We start from the raw sequence: 20,890 nt of genomic DNA, 5'->3' as shown, positions 1-20,890 counted from the left end.
GTATGGCGGAGAGAGGGAAGTTGGCAAAGCCAACCGTCTGATAGGGCAAAGGCGCGGGTTGCCAGGGGCCGCGCCTTCGGCCCCTGGCTCGGTCGAGGCGTATGAGCCTCATGGCGCATCTCACCTTTATCGACCGAAAACTGCACAAATACGTTCAGAAAAACGCTAACTGACCAGCATTACGCGTTACGCCCCTTGCTTGCGGGTAAATCAGGCGCCTTGCGGCACCGTGTGCGCGGTATTTTTCAATACCGGCCCCCGATACTTCTCGATCTGCAGCTGCGCCATCTGCCCGCAGTTGCCCTGCGCCAGGCTGGAAGAGCCGATGTCGAAGGTCAGGCAGTTGACGTTGCCGTTCTTGCACAGCGAGCCTGGCTGCGCCGGATCGGCCGGATCGAACCAGGCGCCTTCGCTGATGCGCACCACGCCGGGCCGCACGTCTTCGCTGACCACCGCGCCCACCAGGATCTGGCCACGATCGTTGAACGCCCGCACCAGATCGCCGCCGCTGATGCCGCGCGGCTGCGCGTCCTGCGGGTGGATCAGGATCGCTTCACGATCCGCCACCGCGTATTTCTCGCGCAGCGGCGTGTTGTCGAGCTGGGAGTGCAGCCGGTTGGTCGGGTGCGCGGTATTGAGTGACAGCGGATATTTGGCCGCTTCCGGCCCGCGATACCACTCGTGCGGTGGCATCCAGGTCGGGATGCCGGGGCAATCCTCATAATGCATTTTGGCGATGGCGTCGGAGTAGATCTCGATCTTGCCCGACGGCGTGCCCAGCGGGTTCAGCAGCGGGTTGTCGCGATAGTCGGCGAAGCGCACCCACTGCTTGTTGGCCTCCGGCACCGGGAAGCGCACGTAGTTGTTGGATTGCCAGAACATGTCGAACGGCGGCAGCGCCACCCGGGCCGCGCGCGCCTGGTTCTTCATGTCGTCGTACATGCCTTTCAGCCACTGGGTTTCGTCCTTGCCTTCGGTAAAGGCTTCCTGCACGCCCAGTCTGGCCGCCATCGCCGAGAAGATGTCGAAGTCGCTGCGCGACTCGTGCTGCGGCGGCACGCATTGGTGCATCGGGAACACGTAGAGCTGCGAATAGTCGCCGCCCATTTCCAGATCGTTGCGCTCGTAGCTGGTGGTGGCCGGCAGCACGATATCGGCATGCTTGGCGGTGGCAGTCCAGTAAGGCTCGTTGACCACGATGGTGTCCGGCCGCTGCCAGGCTTTGACCAGGTTATTGGTGTCCTGATGCTGGTGGAAGGTGTTGCCGCCCGCCACATACACCATTTTCACCTCGGGGTAGGTGACCTTGGCGCCGTTGAAGTCGATGGTTTTTCCCGGGTTGCTCAGGCATTCGGCGATGCGCGCCACCGGGATCGGCGCCGGCGAGTTCTTCGGCGCGTTGCCGGCGGAGATGCCGGCGATGATGCCGCCCTTGGCGGTCGGGCTGCCGCCGGAGGAATAGTGGTAGCTGAAGCCGAAGCCGCCGCCCGGCAGGCCGATCTGGCCGAGCATCGCCGCCACCGTCACCAGCAGCCAGTGCTGCTGTTCGCCGTGGTGCTGGCGCTGAATGCCCCAGCCGCCCATGATCATGGTGCGATGCTTCGCCATCTCGCGCGCCAGTGCGCGCAGCGTGTCGGCATCGACGCCGCTGATGTCGGCCGCCCATTCGGCGGTTTTCGCCACGCCGTCGCGCTCGCCCAGCAGGTAGGCCTGGAACTTGTCGAAGCCGACGGTGTAGGTTTTCAGGAAGTCCGGGTTATGCAGCTTCTCGGTCAGCAGCGTATGGGCGATGCCGATCAGCATGGCGCCGTCGGTATAAGGACGCGGGGCGATCCACTGCGCATTGACGAACTTGGCGCTGTCGCTGTGCACCGGATCGATGCTGATCACCCGGGTGCCTTTCTTCTTCAACGCCTCAAAGCCGGTCTGGCCGACGTGATCCGGCACGTTCCAGCTGTTTTTCAGCGTGACCATCGGGTTGCAGCCCCACAGGATCACCAGCTCGCTGTTCTCGATCACGTTTGGCCAGGCGGTCTGCTGTTCGTAGACCTCCATCGAACCGACCACGTGCGACATGATCACCTGCGCCGCGCCGGTGGAGTAGTCGCCGGCGTAGCCGAGGAAACCGCCGGTCAGGTTCATCAGGCGCTGCAGGAGCGTGCGGCTGTTGTGCAGCATGCCGACGCTTTTCCAGCCGTAGGAACCGGCGTAGATCGACTGCGGCCCGTGATCTTTTTGCAGGCGAACGATCTCATTGCACACCAGCTCGGTCGCTTTGTCCCAGCTGACGCGCACCCACTCGTCGCGGCCGCGCAGCTCGGTGCGGCTGCCGGGGCCGCCCTCCAGCCAGCTTTTACGCACCATCGGGTATTTGATGCGGTTCTCGGCGTGCACCTGATAAGGCGCCATGGTGATCAGCTCATTGGGGTACGGATCGTCCTGCACCGGCTGCACGCCGACCATCTTGCCGTCCTGCACGATGGCCTCGAACGCGCCCCAGTGGGCGCCGGTCAGGATGCCTTTTTGCGCCTGACGCAAGGCGATGAACTGCGGCAGCGCTTCGCTGATGGCCTGCGCCAGCGCCGCTTTGGGCCATAAGCCTGCCAGCAGCGGGGCAGCGGCCAGCGCGGCGGCGCCGGTCAGGAAGCGGCGGCGGCTCATTGTTAACGGTTGTTGGTTGCTCATTGCGCTTCTCCCTTTAAAGCTTGGCCGGTGCGGCAGGTGGCATGTCGCTGGCGTGTTTTTGTACGTATTGCGTCAGCACGCGCAGTTGTTCCTGCGTCAGCGAGGTGCGCGGCGCCATGCCTTTGATGACGCCGATCCATTGGTTGGCGTTGAAGCGATCGAGCGCGGTCAGCCCGTGGCAGCCGGTGCAGTTGGCCGACATCATGTCCGCGGCGTAGCGCCAGATTTTTTGCTGATCGTCGATCAATTGTTTACGCGGCAGCCACACCTGCAAAGAGACCTGATGCCAGACCAGGCCGGTTTCCGCATCGGTCTGGGTGGCCGCGGTCTTCAGCTGTTGGCGCGCGTCTTCACCCAGCAGCACGCTGAGGATACGTTTGCCCTGCGCGGCGTAGAACACTTCGCTGACCCCGTCCTGCTGCCAGCCGCTCACGGTGGCCAGCACTTTGTCGCCATCCTGCTTCACCACCTGCACTTCGGTGGACGGCATCAGGTTACCGGCGTTATGGCTGTCGTCCGCGCTGAGGAAGAACGGTTCAGTGGCGATGGTGTAGAGGGTGGTGGCGTCGGGCGCGGTCAGCGCCGCGGCCTTCGCCAGCTCGGCGGCGCCGGCCTGGGTTTCGCCGCTCATGTCCGGCAGGATGTGGGCTACGCCCTTATGGCAGTCGATGCAGGTCTCGCCCTGTTTGATCGCCACCGGGTGCTGCAGGCGCGCCTCAGGGCGCTGGGCGGTGATGTCCATGGCGTCGTAGCTGTGGCAGGAGCGGCAGGTGGCCGAGTCGTTCTCTTTCAGCGTTTTCCAGACCGACTGCGCCATCGCCAGCTTGTGCGCTTCGTATTTTTCCGGCGTATCGATGGTGCCGACCATCTCGCCGTAAATGTCTTTTACCGCGCGGATTTTGGTCCACAGGTAATCGATCGGCTGATGCGGCACATGGCAGTCGGCGCACTCGGCGCGGATGCCCTTGGTGTTCTGGAAGTGGACGCTGCCCTGATATTCGGCCAGCGGCTGTTGCATGGTATGGCAGGAAACGCAGAAGGCGGTATCGCTGGTTTTATGGAATACGGTGGCGGTCCCGGCCAACAGCGCCGCGCCGAGGATAATCCCCAGCAGCAAAAGCCATAGCCATCCCCACCGGCGCTTTTTTTCAAAGCCAGTCAGTTTTTTGCTCATGGTAAACCCGCTTATAATTATGAATTTAAAATAAAATCTTGCCAAAAGGCCGCCGACCGGAGGTCAGAATGCCACGTCGATTGCAGGGGTAATAATAGAAGAGGGTTAACCCCATAGGGTTATCCGTAGTCAAAAAAAGGGCATATATCGCAAAAAATAGCGTTATATTCTAATTTATATAGCGATGGGGTTGTGCGGCAGGGGAAGCGAGCGCAACACGCGCTCGCGATGGGTCAGGCCGTGGGCAAATAGGCTTGGCCGCTCAGCCACAGGCGGATCGCGGTGCGGCTGGCTTCGAAATGCGGTTCCGGCAGGGCGTCTGGCGCGCACCAGCGCCATTCGGCACACTTTTCAGGTTCTTTCAGCTCGGCGTCGCCGCCGGGATGATCCACCTGCAGGCAGACAGACACCGTGTGTTTGCCTTCGGCGCGCCAGGTTTGCAGATTGTTGCTGACGCCCACGAAGCGCGGCGGAGCGATGAGCAACCCGGTCTCTTCGGCGATTTCGCGCTGGGCGCACTGCTCGAAGGTTTCACCGGCCTCCAGATGCCCGCCGGGGATCGACCAAAAGGGTGCGTGCGGGCCGCAGCGTTTGCCCAACAAAATCTCGCCCTGCGGGTTGACGATGATCACCCCGACGCCCGTCACTACGTTCATGCTTTTCTCCGTCAGCAAAGTTTCAGCACAGTATGTCATTTTGCCCCCGGTGTGGGCCAATACGCCGGCGAAAGTGTGCGTAAGCTCAAAAATCTGTAATGGCAAAAGGGAGAAAGCTTGCTTTCGACTTGCGCTGCTTACACACTCCTTGAAACGTTTCAGCGTTATCCGACCGCTTGTGGCGAACGGGTCACGCTCCTTTTTCTCAATGAAGCTGAAACGATTCAATTCAGCAGGAGAGGAGAATCATGTTCCAGTTGTCACCGCAAGACATTCATCTGGGCGCCGCTGCCGACGGTAAGCAAGAGGCCATCCGCCAGGTGGCTGCCGCCCTGACCGAAGCCGGCTGCGTCAGCGCCGGTTACGTGGACGGCATGCTGCAGCGCGAACTGCAGACGTCCACCTACCTGGGCAACGGCATTGCCATTCCGCACGGCACCACCGATACCCGCGATCTGGTGCTGAAAACCGGCGTGCAGGTGTTCCAGTTCCCGCAGGGTATCGTCTGGGGCGAAGGCCAGACCGCCTATGTGGCGATCGGTATCGCCGCCCGCTCCGACGAGCATTTGGCGCTGCTGCGCCAGCTCACTCACGTGCTGAGCGATGACGGCGTGGCGGAACGGCTGGCGAAAACCACCTCCGCGGAAGAGCTGCGCGGCTTGCTGATGGGCGAACAGCAGAGCGCCGAATTCCAGTTCGACGTTTCGCTGATTGCGCTCGACGTCGCGGCCGACAGCCTGATGACGCTGCAGGCGCTGAACGCCGGCCGGCTGCAAAAGGTTGGCGCAGTCAACGCGCAGTTCGTCAGCGATGCCATCACCCGCAAGCCGCTGAACCTGGGGCAGGGCATCTGGCTGAGCGACAGCGTCGAAGGCAACCTGGCCAGCGCGGCCACCGTCAGCCGCCCGGCGCAGGTTTTCGTGGAAGACGGCGAGCCGGTGGCGCTGCTGCTGACGGTGTCGGTCGCCGATGCGCAGCCGCTGGCGGTGCTCAACTACCTCAGCGATCTGCTGCTGGCCAACAAAGCTGAACGCCTGCTGAAGGCGGATGCCGCCGGGGTGCTGGCGCTGCTGACCAGCGAAGTGGCCGAGGAGAGCAGCGTGCTGAGCGCCGAATTCGTGATCCGCAACGAGCACGGCCTGCACGCACGGCCGGGCACGGCGCTGGTCAACGTGATCAAAAGTTTCAACAGTGACATCACCGTCACCAACCTGGACGGCAGCGGTAAGCCGGCCAACGGGCGCAGCCTGATGAAGGTGGTGGCGCTGGGGGTGAAAAAAGGGCATCACCTGCGCTTTACCGCCAATGGAGAAGATGCTGAAGCCGCGCTGAAGGCGATCGGCGAAGCGATTAATGAAGGACTGGGCGAGGGCGCAGCATGAGCAGAAGAGTAGCAACGATCACCCTGAACCCGGCGTACGATCTGGTGGGCTTCTGCCCGCAGATCGAGCGCGGGGAAGTCAACCGGGTAAAAACCGCCGGCCTGCACGCCGCCGGCAAGGGCATCAACGTCGCCAAAGTGTTGAAGGATTTGGGCATCGACGTCACCGTCGGCGGTTTCCTGGGTAAAGACAATCAGGACGGTTTCCAGCTGCTGTTCAGCGATCTGGGGATCGCCAACCGCTTCCAGGTGGTGCCGGGCCGCACCCGCATCAACGTCAAGCTGACGGAAAAAGACGGTGAAGTGACCGACTTCAACTTCTCCGGTTTTGAAGTGACGCCGCAGGACTGGGATCGCTTCGTCAGCGACTCGCTGAGCTGGCTGGGCCAGTTCGACATGGTGGCGGTGAGCGGCAGCCTGCCGGCCGGCGTCGATCCCGAAGCCTTTACCGACTGGATGACCCAGCTGCGCGCCAAGTGCCCGTGCATCATTTTCGACAGCAGCCGCGAAGCGCTGGTCGCCGGGCTGAAGGCCTCGCCGTGGCTGGTGAAACCGAACCGCCGCGAGCTGGAAATCTGGGCCGGCCGTCCGCTGCCGACGCTGGCGGACGTGGTCGAGGCCGCGCATGCGCTGCGCGAACAGGGCATCGCCCACGTGGTGATCTCCCTCGGCGCGGAAGGCGCGCTGTGGGTTAACGCCTCGGGCGCCTGGATCGCCAAACCGCCGTCCTGTGAGGTGGTCAGCACCGTGGGCGCCGGCGATTCGATGGTCGGCGGCCTGATTTACGGCCTGCTGATGCGCGAATCCAGCGAGCACACTCTGCGTCTGGCCACGGCGGTAGCGGCGCTGGCGGTCAGCCAGAGCAACGTCGGCGTGACCGATCGTCCCCAGTTGGCCGCGATGATGGCGCGCGTCGATCTGAAACCTTTCAATCAATAGCAGGAGGCAGAATGAAAACGCTGCTGATGGTAGACAGTTCGTTGGGGCAGGCCCGTGGCCACCTGGCGAAACGCATGCTGGAGGCCGCCGCGGCCAAAGCCGGCCTGACGCTGGTCGAGTCGGTGCAGGACGCCGAACTGGTGGCGGTGGCGGGGCAGTCTGCCCCCGCTGACGCCGGGCTGAACGGCAAATTGGTGTATGTGGGCGACGTAGAACAGGCGGTGCGGGAACCGGACGCTTTTCTGGCGCGCGCCAAGACCGAAGCTGAATCCTATCAGGCGCCGCAGGTGGCGGCGCCGGTGAAAGCCGCTGGGCAAAAACGCATCGTGGCGATCACCGCTTGCCCAACCGGCGTGGCGCACACCTTTATGGCGGCCGAAGCCATTGAAAGTGAAGCGAAAAAACGCGGCTGGTGGGTGAAGGTGGAAACGCGCGGCTCCGTCGGTGCCGGCAACGCCATCACCCCGGAAGAGGTGGCGGCGGCGGATCTGGTGATCGTTGCGGCGGACATCGAAGTGGATCTGGACAAGTTTGCCGGTAAGCCGATGTACCGCACTTCCACCGGGCTGGCGCTGAAGAAAACCGCCCAGGAACTGGACAAGGCGCTGGCCGAAGCGGAGGTGTTCCAGCCGCAGCAGCGCGGCGGCGCAGCGCCGGCGGCGAAAAAGAAAGAGGGCTCCGGCCCATATCGCCACCTGCTGACCGGCGTGTCCTACATGCTGCCGATGGTGGTGGCCGGCGGCCTGTGCATCGCGCTGTCGTTCGTGTTCGGCATCAAGGCGTTTGAAGTCAAAGGCACGTTGGCGGCGGCGCTGATGCAGATCGGCGGCGGCTCCGCCTTTGCGCTGATGGTGCCGGTATTGGCCGGTTTTATCGCCTTCTCCATCGCGGATCGTCCGGGCCTGACGCCGGGCCTGATCGGCGGCATGCTGGCGGTGAGCACCGGCGCCGGGTTCCTCGGCGGCATCATCGCCGGCTTCCTGGCGGGTTACGTCGCCAGGGCGATCAGCAGCAAGCTGCGCCTGCCGCAGAGTATGGAAGCGCTGAAGCCAATCTTGATCATTCCGCTGGTGGCCAGCCTGATCACCGGCCTCATCATGATTTACGTGGTCGGCACGCCGGTAGCGAAAATCATGGAAGGCCTGACTCATTGGCTGCAATCGCTGGGCACCGCCAATGCCGTGCTGCTGGGGGCTATCCTGGGCGGCATGATGTGTACCGACATGGGCGGCCCGGTGAACAAAGCGGCCTACGCCTTCGGCGTCGCGCTGCTCAGTTCCTCGGTGTATGCGCCGATGGCGGCGATCATGGCGGCGGGCATGGTGCCCCCGTTGGCGATGGGGCTGGCGACGCTGCTGGCGCGCCGCAAGTTCCCGAAATCCGAACAGGAAGGCGGCAAGGCAGCGCTGGTGCTGGGGCTGTGCTTCATCACCGAAGGGGCGATTCCGTTCGCCGCCCGCGACCCGATGCGCGTGTTGCCGTGCTGCATTGCCGGCGGGGCGCTGACCGGCGCCCTGTCGATGGCCTTCGGCGCCAAGCTGATGGCGCCGCACGGCGGGCTGTTCGTGCTGCTGATCCCGGGCGCGATTTCGCCGGTGTTGCTGTACCTGGTGGCGATCGCCGCCGGTACGCTGTTGGCGGGTGTGGCTTATGCCCTGCTGAAACGTGCTGAAGTGCCGGTTACCGCCGCGGCGTAAGCCTCGTCGATACCGCAAAACGCGCAGCCCCGAGCTGCGCGTTTTTGTTTGTGCCTTAGGCAGTCAGCACGATTTACCCCTGGCCAAAAATCACAGCGCTTTCTAAGCTGATGACGCGACTTTGTTCCTGCGAGCAAGCAATGACTCAAGGAGATTCATCCGTGGCTAAAAAAGTGGCGATCGTACTGACATCCGGCTTCGCCGATTGGGAATACGCGCTGATTGCCGGTGTTGGCGGCCCGTTTTATGGGCTGGAGGTGGCGTTTTTTGCGCCGCAGGCTGGAAAGCTTTGTTCACAGGGCGGGCTGACGGTAGAGGTTGAAAAAAGCGTGGCCGAATTGGCGGATTGGCGCCCCGAGGTGCTGGTGGTGGTCGGCGGCACCCTGTGGGAAACCGAACGGGCGCCGGACATCAGCGCGTTGCTCAACGAGCAGTTTCAACGCGGCGCAACCCTGGCGGGCATTTGCGGGGGAACGTTGGCGTTGGCACGGGCCGGCCTGTTGAACGGCAGGGCGCATACCGCCAACGCTGCCGAGTTCTTGACGCGCCATGTTGAGGGCTACACCGGCCAGCGCCATTTCGTTGCGAGCGCCGCCGCCGTCGTGGATGACCGTGTCATTACGGCACCGGGATCGGCGCCGGTCAGTTTTACCGCCGGTGTGTTCAGGGCTGCGGGTTTGGATGAAGAAACGCTGCGTCAGTTCCGCGCCATGCTGGCGGCGGAGCACGCGGTGGGGGAAACCGCTCGCGCCTAGGCGAGCGGCCAGGGGAGGGTTACTGCTGCGCCTTCAGCCAGGCGATCTCTTCTGCCCAGATATCCGGGTTTACCGTCTCCAGAATCAGCGGGATATTGTCGAAACGCGGATCGCGCATGATGTAGCTGAACACCGTTTTGCCGATGTTGCCTTCCCCCAGGCTGTGGTGACGGTCGACGCGGCTGTTGAACTCGCTCTTGGCATCGTTCAGGTGCATGCCGCGCAGGTAGTTGAAACCGACGATGTCGCCAAGCTGCTTAAAAGTGCGCTCGCACTCTTCTTCGGTACGCAGATCGTATCCGGCGGCAAAGGCGTGGCAGGTGTCGATGCAAACGCCGACGCGGCTTTTGTCTTCCACGCCGTCGATGATCGCCGCCAGGTGCTCGAACTTGAAGCCCAGGTTGCTGCCCTGGCCGGCGGTGTTTTCGATCACCGCCGTCACACCGGCGGTTTTATCCAGCGCGATGTTGATCGATTCGGCGATGCGCGCCAGGCACTTGTCTTCATCGATTTGCAGCAGGTGGCTGCCGGGGTGGAAGTTCAACAGCGTCAGCCCCAGCTGTTCGCAGCGCTGCAGCTCGTCGATGAACGCCTCGCGCGATTTTTCCAACGCCTCGGCCACCGGGTGGCCCAGGTTGATCAGGTAGCTGTCGTGCGGCAGGATCTGCCCCGGCCCGAAGCCGTACTGGGCGCAGGCGCTCTTGAACTTATCGATCACGTCGGCAGCCAGCGGCGCGGCCTTCCATTGACGCTGATTTTTGGTGAACAGGGCGAACGCGGTCGCCTCCAATTCGTGCGCGCGGATCACCGCCTGATCCACGCCGCCTGACGCGCTGACATGTGCACCGACAAACTTCATCTTCATTCTCCTGTGTTATCGGTGACATTATGGCATTGATGGCGGGCGGAATAAATGCGGCCCGCCGAAGCGGGCCGCAGAAGGGAATGATTAGAGCCAGTGTTGCACCAGCTGGTTGATCGCGCCGCCGCCGACCAGTAGCCAGACGAACAGCAGCGTGGCCAGCAGAATCGGTTTCACCCCGGCCTGGCGCACGGCGCTGATGTGGGTGGTCAACCCCAATGCCGCCATCGCCATCGCCAGCATCCAGGTGTCGGCGGTGATCAGGTGGCGCACCAGCGTGGCCGGCAGCAGGTTGAAGGAGTTCAGCCCGGCGACGGCGATAAACAGCACGGCAAACCACGGAATGGTAATCGCGGATTTTTCCGCCTTGCCTGCGCTGCCGCGGCTGATGTAGCCCGACAGCAGCAGCAGGAACGGCGCCAGCATCATCACGCGGATCATCTTGGCGATCACCGCCGCATTTTCGGCGTCCGGCCCGATGGCATGCCCGGCAGCGACCACCTGAGCCACTTCGTGGATGGTGGAGCCGGCGTAGATGCCGAAAGTTTCCTGGCTGAACGGCAGCCATTGGAAGTGTTCATTCAACTGGTACAGCCACGGGTAGGCGAAGATTGCCAGGGTGCCGAACACCACCACGGTCGAGACCGCCACCGCCACTTTGCTGGAGTCGGCCTTCAGCACCGGCTCGGTGGCCATCACCGCCGCCGCGCCGCAAATGCTGCTGCCGGCGCCGATCAGCATCGCGGTCTGGCTGTCGATGCCGAACACCTTCTTGCCGAGCCAACAGGCCAGCAGGAAGGTGGTGGTCAGGGTCAGCGCATCGATAATGATGCCGCTGGCACCCACGTCGGCGATCTGCTGAAAGGTCAGGCGGAAGCCGTAAAGGATAATGCCCAGACGCAGCAGGCGTTGTTTGGCCAGCTGTACGCCGCCGTGACAAACGGTTTGCCAGCGGGGATACAGCGTGTTGCCCACCAGAATGCCGAACAGGATCGCCAGCGTCAGCGCCCCCAGGCCCAGCTCCGCCACCCAGGGAATATCGCCGGCCCAGACGGCCAGCGCGGTGAGCGCGCCGGTCAGCGCCAGCCCCGGCACCAGCCGCGGCAGGCCGAACAGCGGAAAGCGTCGCTCGGGATAAGTGTGAGTGGTATCAGTCGCCATAAAAGTCAGTCCTTCAGTCTGTTTCTTGCTGCTAAGAGTACGTTTGGGCTGAATAAAAGAGAAATTGATTATATATTTATAACCTATCTGAATAAGTGGTATTGAGTCAGGCATTGGCATACAGCCGCATTGCGGCTAGGGTGAGGAGGAGCGGCGAGCCGCCGTCAACTTTCCAACTGAACAGGAGCAGGCGATGGATACCGACGATCAACGCAGAGAGCAGATAGACCAGGAAGTGGGGCGCGCGGTGCGGCGTTTGATTGAAGAAAACAAGGTGGTCGATCGCGACTACCTGGTCGCGATGCTGCAATTAATACAGCGGGACGAAACCGGCACGCCGCGTGAGGCGGCGCAGCTGATCGCCTTGGGCAAGTAGCGCGCTGAATTGGCCGTAAACGAGGTAGCCTCGCCGGGCTACCCACCACATATGTTGCGGTTCTCTGGCAGAACCGTCTTTCAATACCGGGACAGCTATGCATATCACGTTGCGTCAACTGGAAGTCTTCACCGAAGTGCTGAAAAGCGGTTCGACCACTCAGGCCTCGGTGGTACTGGCGCTGTCGCAGTCGGCGGTCAGTGCGGCGCTGGCGGATCTGGAAGGGCAGCTGGGCGTGCAGCTGTTCGATCGCGTCGGCAAACGGCTGGTGATCAACGAGCACGGCCGGTTGCTGTATCCCAAGGCGCTGGCGCTGCTGGAGCAGGCGGGGGAGATCGAGCAGCTGTTTCGTCATGACGGCGGGGCGCTGCGCATCGCCGCCAGCAGTACCATCGGCAACTACATGCTGCCGGAGATGATCGCCCGTTACCGCCGGGATTTTCCGGCTACGCCGCTGGAGCTGAACGTCGGCAACAGCCAGGACGTGATCGTGGCGGTGGCGGATTTTCGCGTCGATCTGGGGCTGATCGAAGGGCCTTGCCATATGCCGGAGCTGGTGACTCAGCCGTGGCTGGAGGACGAGCTGGTGGTGTTCGCCGCGCCGGACAACCCGCTGACCCGCGAGCCGCCAACGCTGGAGGCGCTGGCCAATGCACCGTGGATCCTGCGTGAGCGCGGTTCGGGCACCCGCGAGGTGCTGGATCATCTGCTGTTGGCGCACCTGCCGCACTTCCAACTGGTGATGGAGCTCGGCAACTCGGAGGCGATCAAGCACGCGGTGCGGCATGGTATCGGCATCAGCTGCCTGTCGCGGCGGGTGGTGGCGGAACAGTTGGCCAGCGGCGCGCTGGTGGAACTGGCGGTGCCGCTGCCGCCGCTGCGGCGCACCCTGTACCTGATCCGCCATCGGCAAAAGCACATTTCCAACGCGTTGCAGCGTTTTCTCAGCTATTGCGCGTTGTAATCGACAGCGCGTCACGTCCTCTGCTGCCGCGCAGGCAGGAAAAAGCATAAAAACCTGCGCGCGCTCACATTAATGAGAGTAAGTAAGGCCATAAGGGCCGCGGCTAATAATTGCCTCTGAATTATGAAGCTATCTTATATCAGTGCAATGTTGCTAGTTCACCGGCGGGTATTTGTTACAATCCGCCCTCATTTTTTAAAGAGCAGATAGGGTACGAATGGCTCAGCAGGATATAAAAACATCGGGGCAGCAAGCACCCGGATTGCGCCGTGAGCTGAAAGCCCGGCATTTGACCATGATCGCCATCGGCGGCTCCATCGGCACCGGCCTGTTCGTTGCCTCGGGCGCCACGGTTTCTCAGGCAGGCCCCGGTGGGGCGCTGCTGTCATACGCTCTGATCGGTTTGATGGTGTACTTCCTGATGACCAGCCTGGGCGAACTGGCGGCTTTTATGCCGGTCTCCGGTTCATTCTCCACTTACGGCGCCAAATACGTAGAAGAAGGCTTCGGCTTCGCGCTGGGCTGGAACTACTGGTACAACTGGGCGGTGACCATCGCCGTTGACCTGGTGGCCTCGCAGTTGGTGATGAACTACTGGTTCCCGGACACCCCCGGCTGGATCTGGAGCGCACTGTTCCTCGGCCTGATGTTCCTGCTGAACTACATTTCGGTGAAAGGGTTCGGCGAGGCAGAATACTGGTTCGCGTTGATCAAGGTCAGCACCGTGATTATCTTCATCGCCGTCGGCGTGCTGATGATCGTCGGTATTCTGAAGGGCGGCGAGCACGCCGGCTGGCAGAACTGGACGGTAGGAGACGCGCCGTTCGCCGGTGGCTTCTCGGCGATGATTGGCGTGGCGATGATCGTCGGCTTCTCGTTCCAGGGCACCGAGCTCATCGGCATCGCGGCCGGCGAATCGGAGAATCCGGGTAAAAACATCCCGCGCGCGGTGCGCCAGGTGTTCTGGCGTATCCTGCTGTTCTATATCTTCGCCATTCTGATCATCAGCCTGATCATTCCATACACCGATCCGAGCCTGCTGCGCAACGACGTGAAAGACATCAGCGTCAGCCCGTTCACCCTGGTGTTCCAGCATGCCGGCCTGCTGTCGGCGGCGGCGGTGATGAACGCGGTGATCCTGACGGCGGTGCTGTCGGCCGGTAACTCGGGCATGTATGCATCGACCCGCATGTTGTACACCCTGGCTTCGGAAGGCAAGGCGCCGCGCATTTTCGCCAAGCTGTCGAAAGGCGGCGTGCCGCGTAACGCGCTGTATGCGACCTGCGTGGTGGCCGGCCTGTGCTTCCTGACGTCAATGTTCGGCAACCAGTCGGTTTATCTGTGGCTGTTGAATACCTCGGGCATGACCGGTTTCATCGCCTGGTTGGGCATCGCCATCAGCCACTACCGTTTCCGCCGCGGTTACATGCTGCAGGGCCGCGATCTGAACGATTTGCCGTACCGTTCCGGGTTCTTCCCGCTGGGGCCGATCTTCGCCTTCGTGCTGTGTCTGATCATTACCCTGGGCCAGAACTACCAGGCCTTCCTGCAAGACAAGATCGACTGGTACGGCGTGACCGCGACCTACATCGGCATTCCGCTGTTCCTGCTGATTTGGTTCGGTTACAAGCTGTCGCGCGGCACCCGCGTCGTGAAGTACAGCGAAATGGAATTCCCGAAGATGGACGTGAAGTAATTTTCGGAGAGTGAGACGCGGCGGGGGGCTCCCGCCGCGTGTGGTTTACTTTTTCCCGCCTTTGGCTTCCGCCAGCGCCTGCTGCGCCGAACTCATCAAATCTTCCACCGTCGCATAATCCTGCGTCAGCGCCAAAATACCGGCGTTGAGCTGCATGTTCACCTCGCCGAACGCGCCAAAGTCGTAGGGCGCCTCCAGCGGCGGCACGATGCGCGCCAGGAACTCGCTTTCCGCGCCGTAAGGCAGATCGTGCACCAGAATCAGAAACAGGCCGCCGGTGTAGCGGCAGACGTAGTCACTGGGGCGGAGCAGCGTCTTGAGGCGCTCACCGACGGTGCGCAGCACGTCATCGCCGATCTGGACGCCGTGGCTTTGGTAAAGCGCCGCCAGCGGGCCGAATTCAAGAATGAACAGATGGGAGATCGTCTGTGCTGCTGCGGGGCGGCAGATGCTGCGCATCACTACCTCGCCGCCCGCGCGGTTGAGGAAGCCGGTCAGGCGATCGCGGTGGGACGCCTGCTGCTTCTCCCAGGCCAGCGTGACGTGCTGTACCCGCTGACGGTGGTAGCGCGCGATCATGCCATGGGCCAGCACCAGCCACAGCGGCGCGAGGTCCGCCAGGACAAACAGGTTTTGCACGCGCGACAGCGGCGCCGCCAGCAGGTAGGGCAGCGTCAGCGCGATCACCTCAAGCAGCGCGAAGCGCGGCGCGGCGGCATGGCGCTGCATCAGCCAGCAGGCCAGGGCGGTTATCGTCAGACCGGCGAACAGGATCAGCACGAAGCGGCCCGACAGCATCGCCAGCGCGGCGCTGGCGCCAACCAGCAGCGCCCACAGCAACACCGTCACCAGCATGGCGTTCGGCCAGGCGGATTGTTGCCGCTGCGCCAACCCGGCGCGCCCGGCGGTCAACAGCAGCAACAGCAGCAGCAGAACGATACCGACCAGCCGCTGGTTCAGCCAGGCGTACCCTACCAACAGCGCCGCCGGCCCCACGGCATTCAGCCAGGGAGTGAGAGGAGAGGGCGTCAGCGTGAGCCGCAGCTGGCGTTGAAACGGCTCGTCGTCGGCGTGCAGTGGGCTGTGCAACAGCCAGTTCAGCAGCGCCGGGCGTTTGGGCGTTACCGCCGGAGATGGACTTCTCATTACAGCCTCGTCAATAAGGCCGCTCTTGCGGCGGCCTGAAGGTTTTTTGCACGCGCGGTGCTGTGGTTTGGATTCTATGTGGTTTTGTCGTTATTTGTCAGAGTCTGGTCGGATCAGGAATAACTTTCAGAATAATGAACCTTATGGCCGCTGGCGGGGGTAAGCGTGGTGCTTTGAAAAATGGCGTGTAAAAACAAATTGTTACATTTCTATAACGCTGTTTTCACCTATTGATATGATTGATAAGTATTATCGTTTGCTTTATTGTGGACGGCTGCGCGCAGGCTGTCGCCGCGCGCTTTCCGGTTTACGGCGGACGCCTTCGCGCCGCTGTCATGATGGTTGTAACAGGTATCTTAACGAATGAGCGTATCCACCGATCCCATGACCGACGCCAAGGGGCAACCCAACGCCGGCGTGATGGGGCGTTATCAGCATATTCTTCGCCATCGCCTGTTGATGATGGGCGTGTTGGCACTGGCGATCCTGGGCTCGCTGCTGCTGGATTTCACCATGGGGCCGTCCGGGCTGTCGCTGTCGTCCTTATGGCAAACGCTGCTTGACCCCGCCGCGGCCGATGCCGGCACGCGGGTCATCGTCTGGGACATCCGCTTGCCTTACGCGCTGATGGCGGTGGTGGTGGGTTTTGCGCTCGGCCTGGCCGGGGCGGAAATGCAGACCATCCTGAATAACCCGCTGGCCAGCCCCTTCACCCTCGGCGTGTCATCCGCCGCGGCCTTTGGCGCCGCGCTGGCGATCGTGCTCGGCATCGGCATTCCGGGCATTCCCGATCAGTGGTTCATCTCCGCCAACGCCTTTATCTTTGCGCTGTTCGCCGCGCTGATGCTCGACGGCATCACGCGCTGGACGCGGGTCGCCACCTCCGGTGTGGTGCTGTTCGGCATCGCGCTGGTGTTTACCTTCAACGCGCTGGTATCGATGATGCAGTTCATCGCCAGCGAGGACACGCTGCAGGGGCTGGTGTTCTGGACCATGGGCAGCCTGGCGCGCGCCTCGTGGGACAAGTTGGGCATTTTGTTCGGGGTGTTTGCCGTGCTGCTGCCGCTGTCGATGATGAGCTCGTGGAAACTGACCGCGCTGCGTCTGGGTGAAGACCGGGCGGTGAGCTTCGGCATCGACGTGCGCCGTCTGCGGCTGACCACGCTGCTGCGCATCAGCATTCTCTCGGCGCTGGCGGTGGCCTTTGTCGGGCCGATCGGTTTTATCGGCCTGGTGGCGCCGCACATCGCCCGCATGATCTTCGGCGAAGATCACCGTTTCTATCTGCCGGCCAGCGCGCTGATTGGCGCGCTGGTGCTGTCGATGGCCTCGGTGGCGTCGAAAAATCTGGTGCCTGGGGTGATCATTCCGGTGGGCATCGTCACGTCGCTGGTCGGGGTGCCGTTCTTCCTGAGCATTATTCTGCGCCACCGGGGGAACGTATGAGTCAGGGCTTGCGAATAGAACACTTCTCGGCGGGCTACCCGAAGCGCCAGGTGATCGACGATCTCTCGGTGCCGATGCTGCCGCGCGGGCAAATCACCGTGCTGCTGGGGCCGAACGGCAGCGGAAAATCGACGCTGCTGCGCTCGCTGGCCGGGCTGAACCCGGCGCAGGGCAAGCTGTGGCTGGACGACGGCGATCTGATGCAGATGCCGTTCGCCCGTCGGGCGGAGAAAGTGGTGTACCTGCCGCAGTCGCTGCCCGCCGGGGTGCATCTGCACGTGCTGGAGTCGATCATCGTGGCGCAGCGCGCCTCGGGCGGCCGCAGCAACGCCGGCAGCGAAGCCGAAGTGATGGCCTTGCTGGAGCAACTGGGCATCGCCCACCTGGCGCTGAGCTATCTCGATCAGCTGTCCGGCGGCCAGAAACAGTTGGTGGGATTGGCGCAGTCGCTGATCCGTCAGCCCTCGCTGCTGTTGCTGGATGAGCCGCTGAGCGCGCTCGATCTTAACTACCAGTTCCACGTGATGGATTTGGTGCGCCGCGAAACCCGCAAGCGCAATATCGTGACGGTGGTGGTGGTGCATGACATCAACATCGCGCTGCGTCACGGCGACCACGTGCTGATGCTGCAGGATGGCGATCTGATCGCCGACGGTGCGCCGGATCAGGTGATTACGCCACAGAGCCTGGCGCGGGTCTACGGCGTGCGCGGGCGTATCGAACGCTGCTCGCAGGGCACGCCGCAGGTGCTGATAGACGGTCTGGTGAACCAGCCGACGATTTAATCCAAGAAAAAGCCCGGCATCGCCGGGCTTTCTTTATCGTGCTGAGTGATTCAGCGCCTCGCTCACGCGTTCGACGACGTGCTGGGCGGTGACGATGCCGCCGGACAGGTAAACCTCGGCCGCCGGCAGGTAAACCACCTGGCCTTTTTTCACCGCCGTGGTTTTCTTCAGCGCGGTGCCGGTGAGGATTTTCTGCGGCGCCACCGCGTTCGGCCGTCCGGTCGCGGCGTCTCTGTCGATAACGAACAGCCAGTCCGGGTTCAGTTTGGCCACCTGCTCAGGCGTCAGCTTGTTGCCGCGTACGTCTTTTTCGTCGGACTGCAGCGCGGACGAGAAGCCGAGAGCGTCATAGACGAAGCTGAAACGGCTCTTGGGCGCATAAGCGCTGATCTTGCCGCCGGAGAACAGCACCACCAGCCCACGCCCGGCCTGAGCGGCCTGCGGTTTGACCGCCGCGATCTGCGCATCCAGCTTATCGATCGCCGCCTGCGCCTGCTGCTGCTTATCGAACAGCTCGCCCAGCTGCAGCGTGCGCTGTTTCAGGCTGCCCAACTGATCCTGCGGATCGACGGACATGTTCAGCGTTGGCGCCAGCGCGTTCAGCTCGTCATAGGCTTTGGACGCCCGGCCGGCGATCAGGATCAGATCCGGCTTGGCGGCGCGCAGCACGGCCATATCCGGCTCGAACAGGGTGCCGGCATTGAGGTATTTGTCATCCTGATAGCGCTTCAGGCTATCCGGCAAGTTCTTGCGGTTGCCGGGCAGCGCCAGCGGCTCGACGCCCAGGAGCTGCAGCGTTTCCAGCGAGGCGTAATCCAGCACCACGATGCGCTGCGGGTGTTTCTTCACCTCGGTGCTGCCGTTCAGGTGCTGGACGTTGACGGTGGCCGGGGTAGCGGCTACCGGCGTATCGGTTTTGCTGTGGCAACCCGCCAGCGCCATCGCGGCCAGCAGGGCGATCATCAGGGGGGAGCGGCGTAATTTCATGAAGCTTCCTCACGAAGATGGAATGAAAAGGGCGCGCAGCGCGCGCCCGGGGGCATCAGAAGTTATAGGTCATGCCGACGGTGTAACGGCGGCCGTCCAGCGTGGTGTTGTAGTGGTCGTAATCCACGGTCTTGTCGAGGATGTTGTAGACCCCGCCGGTCAGCTGCAGGTTTTTCGCCGCTTGGTAGCTCAGGCCCGCATCGACGAAGGTGTAGGACGGCGTGCTCTTGGCCATCGAGGTGCGGCTCAGGTAGTCAGAGGTGCGGCTGCGGAAGTTAACGCGCGACCACAGGCTGAGGTCCTGCGTGGCGCGCCAGTCCAGCACGGTGTTCAGCATGTGCTTCGGCATCTGGTTGAGCGCCTTGCCCTGGAACTCGCCGCTCTTCTGTTCGGAAGCGGTGTAGGTGTAGTTGGTGTTCCACTTCCAGTCTTTGTTGATCTGCCAGCCGAAGGTGGCTTCTACGCCGCGCATATTGGCTTTGTCGACGTTGACGCGATCGCTGATAAAGTCGTAGGACGTGCCGCCGATGGTGCAATCCGGCGTGTCTTCGCAGCGGCGCACTTCGGTGATTTTGTCTTTAAAGTCGGTGTTGAAGACCGTCACGCCGGCGTTAACGCCTTTCAGGCTATCCCACATCAGGCCGATTTCTTCGCTCAGGCTCTTCTCTGGCTGCAAATCCGGGTTACCGACGATGATGCCTTTACGCACGCCGCCGCCGGTGACCTGCCCCCAGTTAGGGGAGGATTGGCGCAGATCCGGCGATTTGTAACCGGCGGAGACGCCGCCTTTCAGCGTCCACTGTTCGGTCAGGTGCCAGACACCGTACATGCGCGGGGTCCAGTGGCTGCCGAAGTTTTCATCCTGATCCATGCGGATGCCGCTGGTCAGGCTGAAGTCGTTGGTCAGCGCCCATTCGTCTTCAGCGAACAATGCCCAGCTCCAGCGCGTCAGCTTGCTGAGACCTTGAGCCGATTCAAGCTGGTTGCCGCCGTCGCCCAGTTTTTCATAGCGGTATTGGCCGCCGAGGTTCAGCATGTGGGAACCCAGCTCGAACTGGTTCTGGGTGTTGAAGATAGTGTTGTAGGCCTTCATGTTACGGCCCGGGTTACCGGTTTCTTCGCGCTGCACGTAGCTGGTGGAGTTGCCGAAGTCATAATAGCCGTTGTGGGTCAGCGAGTAGTTGGTGCGCGTATACAGGCTTTCGCTGCGGGACGTCGGCGAGCATTTGCCTTTGCTGCAGCGCTCCGCCACCACCGATTTGCCCGGCGTGCTGTTGCGATCCTGCAGCGAACGGCCGATTTCGAAGTCGAATTCGTTTTTCTCGTCCGGCGTCAGGGTGAACACCGCGGTGCCGCTGCGCATGCGCTGTTCGTTGTAACCGTTGACGATTTTATCTTCCGCGCGGCGCGACAGCAGGCCGTTGACCCGCACGCCGAGCAGGCCTTCAATCAGCGGGCCGGAGGCGTAGGCGTTGGTCTGGAACAGATCGCCGGAATCGCGGTTTTCCTGAAGGGTGGCGTCGCCGTGCAGCGAGCCTTTCCACTCGGTGCGGGAAGTCTTGCGGGTGATGACGTTGATCACGCCGCCCATGGCGTCGGAACCGTACAGCGAAGACATCGGCCCGCGCACCACTTCGATGCGCTCGATGGCTTCCATCGGCGGCAACCAGCCCTGTTCGATGCCGGCGTTGTCGCTGTTCGGACGGGTACCACGGGTGTCGACGCGCTTGCCGTCCACCAGGATCAGCGTGTACTTGGAAGACATGCCGCGGATGCTGATGTCACTGCTGCTGGCGCCGCCGGTGACCACCACGCCCGGCACGTCTTTCAGTGCGTCGGTCACGTCGCGATAGGCCTTGTCTTCGATCTGCTGGCGCGGTATCACCGAGATGGAAGCGGCGGAGTCCTGAATTTTTTGCTGGAAACCGGAGGCGGTGACGACCATGGTGTCCTGGGTGTCGTCCTGCGGCGCGGCCAGCGCGGCGGTGGCGCTGAGTGAGGCGATCACCAGAGCGGCGAGCTTGCTGTAACGTGGCGTTTCCATGAGGTAAACCTTTCCTGGATTGAAGTGAAAGTAATTAACCAATTGAATTTCTAATGAAATTATTCATCGTTCGCTGAGAAATACTTCGCTTCGTCAGCGTTGCGTGAGGGTATTGTAAGGATTTTTTACTGAATGT

The 20,890-nt window shown here is 62.4% G+C and carries 17 protein-coding genes; 9 read left to right on the top strand and 8 right to left on the bottom strand.

Annotated features, from left to right (window positions below):
* Positions 1-210: 210 nt before the first annotated feature.
* The 3 genes from torA to C9411_RS04745 all read right to left on the bottom strand — a co-directional run bounded on the left by torA (position 211) and on the right by C9411_RS04745 (position 4,515).
* Positions 211-2,685 (bottom strand): trimethylamine-N-oxide reductase TorA, encoded by a 2,475-nt coding sequence (torA, locus tag C9411_RS04755; RefSeq protein ID WP_063989313.1) that lies wholly within the window; start codon positions 2,683-2,685, stop codon positions 211-213.
* 13 nt (positions 2,686-2,698) lie between these two features.
* Entirely contained in the window at positions 2,699-3,859 is a 1,161-nt protein-coding gene (locus C9411_RS04750) for a NapC/NirT family cytochrome c (protein WP_063989312.1), read from the bottom strand.
* Between the two features lie 233 nt (positions 3,860-4,092).
* Entirely contained in the window at positions 4,093-4,515 is a 423-nt protein-coding gene (locus tag C9411_RS04745) for an NUDIX hydrolase (protein WP_063989311.1), read from the bottom strand.
* Between the two features lie 248 nt (positions 4,516-4,763).
* Here C9411_RS04745 and fruB point away from each other — a divergent pair, with 248 nt between their 5' ends.
* The 4 genes from fruB (at position 4,764) to C9411_RS04725 (ending at position 9,287) form a co-directional block, all read left to right on the top strand.
* Positions 4,764-5,897, top strand: a complete 1,134-nt coding sequence (gene fruB, locus C9411_RS04740) for a fused PTS fructose transporter subunit IIA/HPr protein (RefSeq protein WP_063989310.1) — start codon at positions 4,764-4,766, stop codon at positions 5,895-5,897.
* Positions 5,894-6,835 carry a 1-phosphofructokinase gene (fruK, locus tag C9411_RS04735; RefSeq protein ID WP_063989309.1) on the top strand — a complete coding sequence of 314 codons (942 nt, stop codon included), beginning with the start codon at positions 5,894-5,896 and terminating at the stop codon, positions 6,833-6,835. The genes fruB and fruK overlap by 4 nt, the downstream gene beginning before the upstream one ends.
* Positions 6,836-6,846: 11 nt before the next feature.
* Positions 6,847-8,532, top strand: coding sequence for a PTS fructose transporter subunit IIBC (gene fruA, locus C9411_RS04730; protein ID WP_107226538.1), 1,686 nt, complete (start codon positions 6,847-6,849; stop codon positions 8,530-8,532).
* 161 nt (positions 8,533-8,693) lie between these two features.
* The gene (locus C9411_RS04725) at positions 8,694-9,287 is read left to right on the top strand and encodes a DJ-1/PfpI family protein (protein WP_107226537.1); all 594 of its coding nucleotides are present in this window, start codon (positions 8,694-8,696) and stop codon (positions 9,285-9,287) included.
* 19 nt (positions 9,288-9,306) lie between these two features.
* Here C9411_RS04725 and nfo read toward each other — a convergent pair whose 3' ends face one another.
* Together nfo and C9411_RS04715 are read right to left on the bottom strand one after the other, a co-directional pair.
* A complete protein-coding gene (nfo, locus tag C9411_RS04720) occupies positions 9,307-10,146 on the bottom strand; it encodes a deoxyribonuclease IV (RefSeq protein WP_016926988.1) in 840 nt (279 codons plus the stop codon).
* A 90-nt stretch (positions 10,147-10,236) separates the two neighbouring features.
* Positions 10,237-11,310, bottom strand: coding sequence for a YeiH family putative sulfate export transporter (locus C9411_RS04715; protein WP_063989306.1), 1,074 nt, complete (start codon positions 11,308-11,310; stop codon positions 10,237-10,239).
* A gap of 193 nt (positions 11,311-11,503) precedes the next feature.
* Here C9411_RS04715 and C9411_RS04710 point away from each other — a divergent pair, with 193 nt between their 5' ends.
* From C9411_RS04710 to C9411_RS04700, 3 genes are all read left to right on the top strand, one after another.
* Positions 11,504-11,686 (top strand): hypothetical protein, encoded by a 183-nt coding sequence (locus C9411_RS04710; protein WP_107226536.1) that lies wholly within the window; start codon positions 11,504-11,506, stop codon positions 11,684-11,686.
* A 97-nt stretch (positions 11,687-11,783) separates the two neighbouring features.
* A complete protein-coding gene (yieE, locus tag C9411_RS04705) occupies positions 11,784-12,650 on the top strand; it encodes a DNA-binding transcriptional regulator YeiE (RefSeq protein WP_107226535.1) in 867 nt (288 codons plus the stop codon).
* Between the two features lie 217 nt (positions 12,651-12,867).
* Complete coding sequence (locus tag C9411_RS04700) at positions 12,868-14,346, top strand: amino acid permease (protein ID WP_063989303.1); 1,479 nt, start codon at positions 12,868-12,870, stop codon at positions 14,344-14,346.
* A gap of 45 nt (positions 14,347-14,391) precedes the next feature.
* Here the strand turns inward: C9411_RS04700 and C9411_RS04695 are convergent, their stop codons facing one another.
* Positions 14,392-15,492, bottom strand: coding sequence for a diguanylate cyclase domain-containing protein (locus C9411_RS04695; protein ID WP_107226534.1), 1,101 nt, complete (start codon positions 15,490-15,492; stop codon positions 14,392-14,394).
* Positions 15,493-15,855: 363 nt separating this feature from the next.
* Between C9411_RS04695 and C9411_RS04690 the strand changes: the two genes are divergently transcribed.
* Entirely contained in the window at positions 15,856-16,938 is a 1,083-nt protein-coding gene (locus tag C9411_RS04690) for an iron ABC transporter permease (RefSeq protein ID WP_031300718.1), read from the top strand.
* Complete coding sequence (locus tag C9411_RS04685) at positions 16,935-17,723, top strand: ABC transporter ATP-binding protein (RefSeq protein WP_033647994.1); 789 nt, start codon at positions 16,935-16,937, stop codon at positions 17,721-17,723. Before C9411_RS04690 ends, C9411_RS04685 begins: the two co-directional genes overlap by 4 nt.
* A 33-nt stretch (positions 17,724-17,756) precedes the next feature.
* On the opposite strand, the gene C9411_RS04680 is transcribed toward C9411_RS04685, so the two are convergent.
* Together C9411_RS04680 and C9411_RS04675 are read right to left on the bottom strand one after the other, a co-directional pair.
* Positions 17,757-18,710 (bottom strand): siderophore ABC transporter substrate-binding protein, encoded by a 954-nt coding sequence (locus C9411_RS04680; protein WP_107226533.1) that lies wholly within the window; start codon positions 18,708-18,710, stop codon positions 17,757-17,759.
* A 55-nt stretch (positions 18,711-18,765) separates the two neighbouring features.
* Entirely contained in the window at positions 18,766-20,754 is a 1,989-nt protein-coding gene (locus C9411_RS04675) for a ligand-gated channel protein (protein ID WP_063989228.1), read from the bottom strand.
* Between the last annotated feature and the right edge of the window lie 136 nt (positions 20,755-20,890).

The sequence above is a fragment of the Serratia sp. Nf2 genome, from assembly GCF_003028435.1.
Taxonomy (GTDB): Bacteria; Pseudomonadota; Gammaproteobacteria; order Enterobacterales; family Enterobacteriaceae; genus Serratia; species Serratia marcescens_L.
Note: the sequence above shows the minus strand (reverse complement) of the source record. Positions and strands in the feature narration are given on the sequence as shown.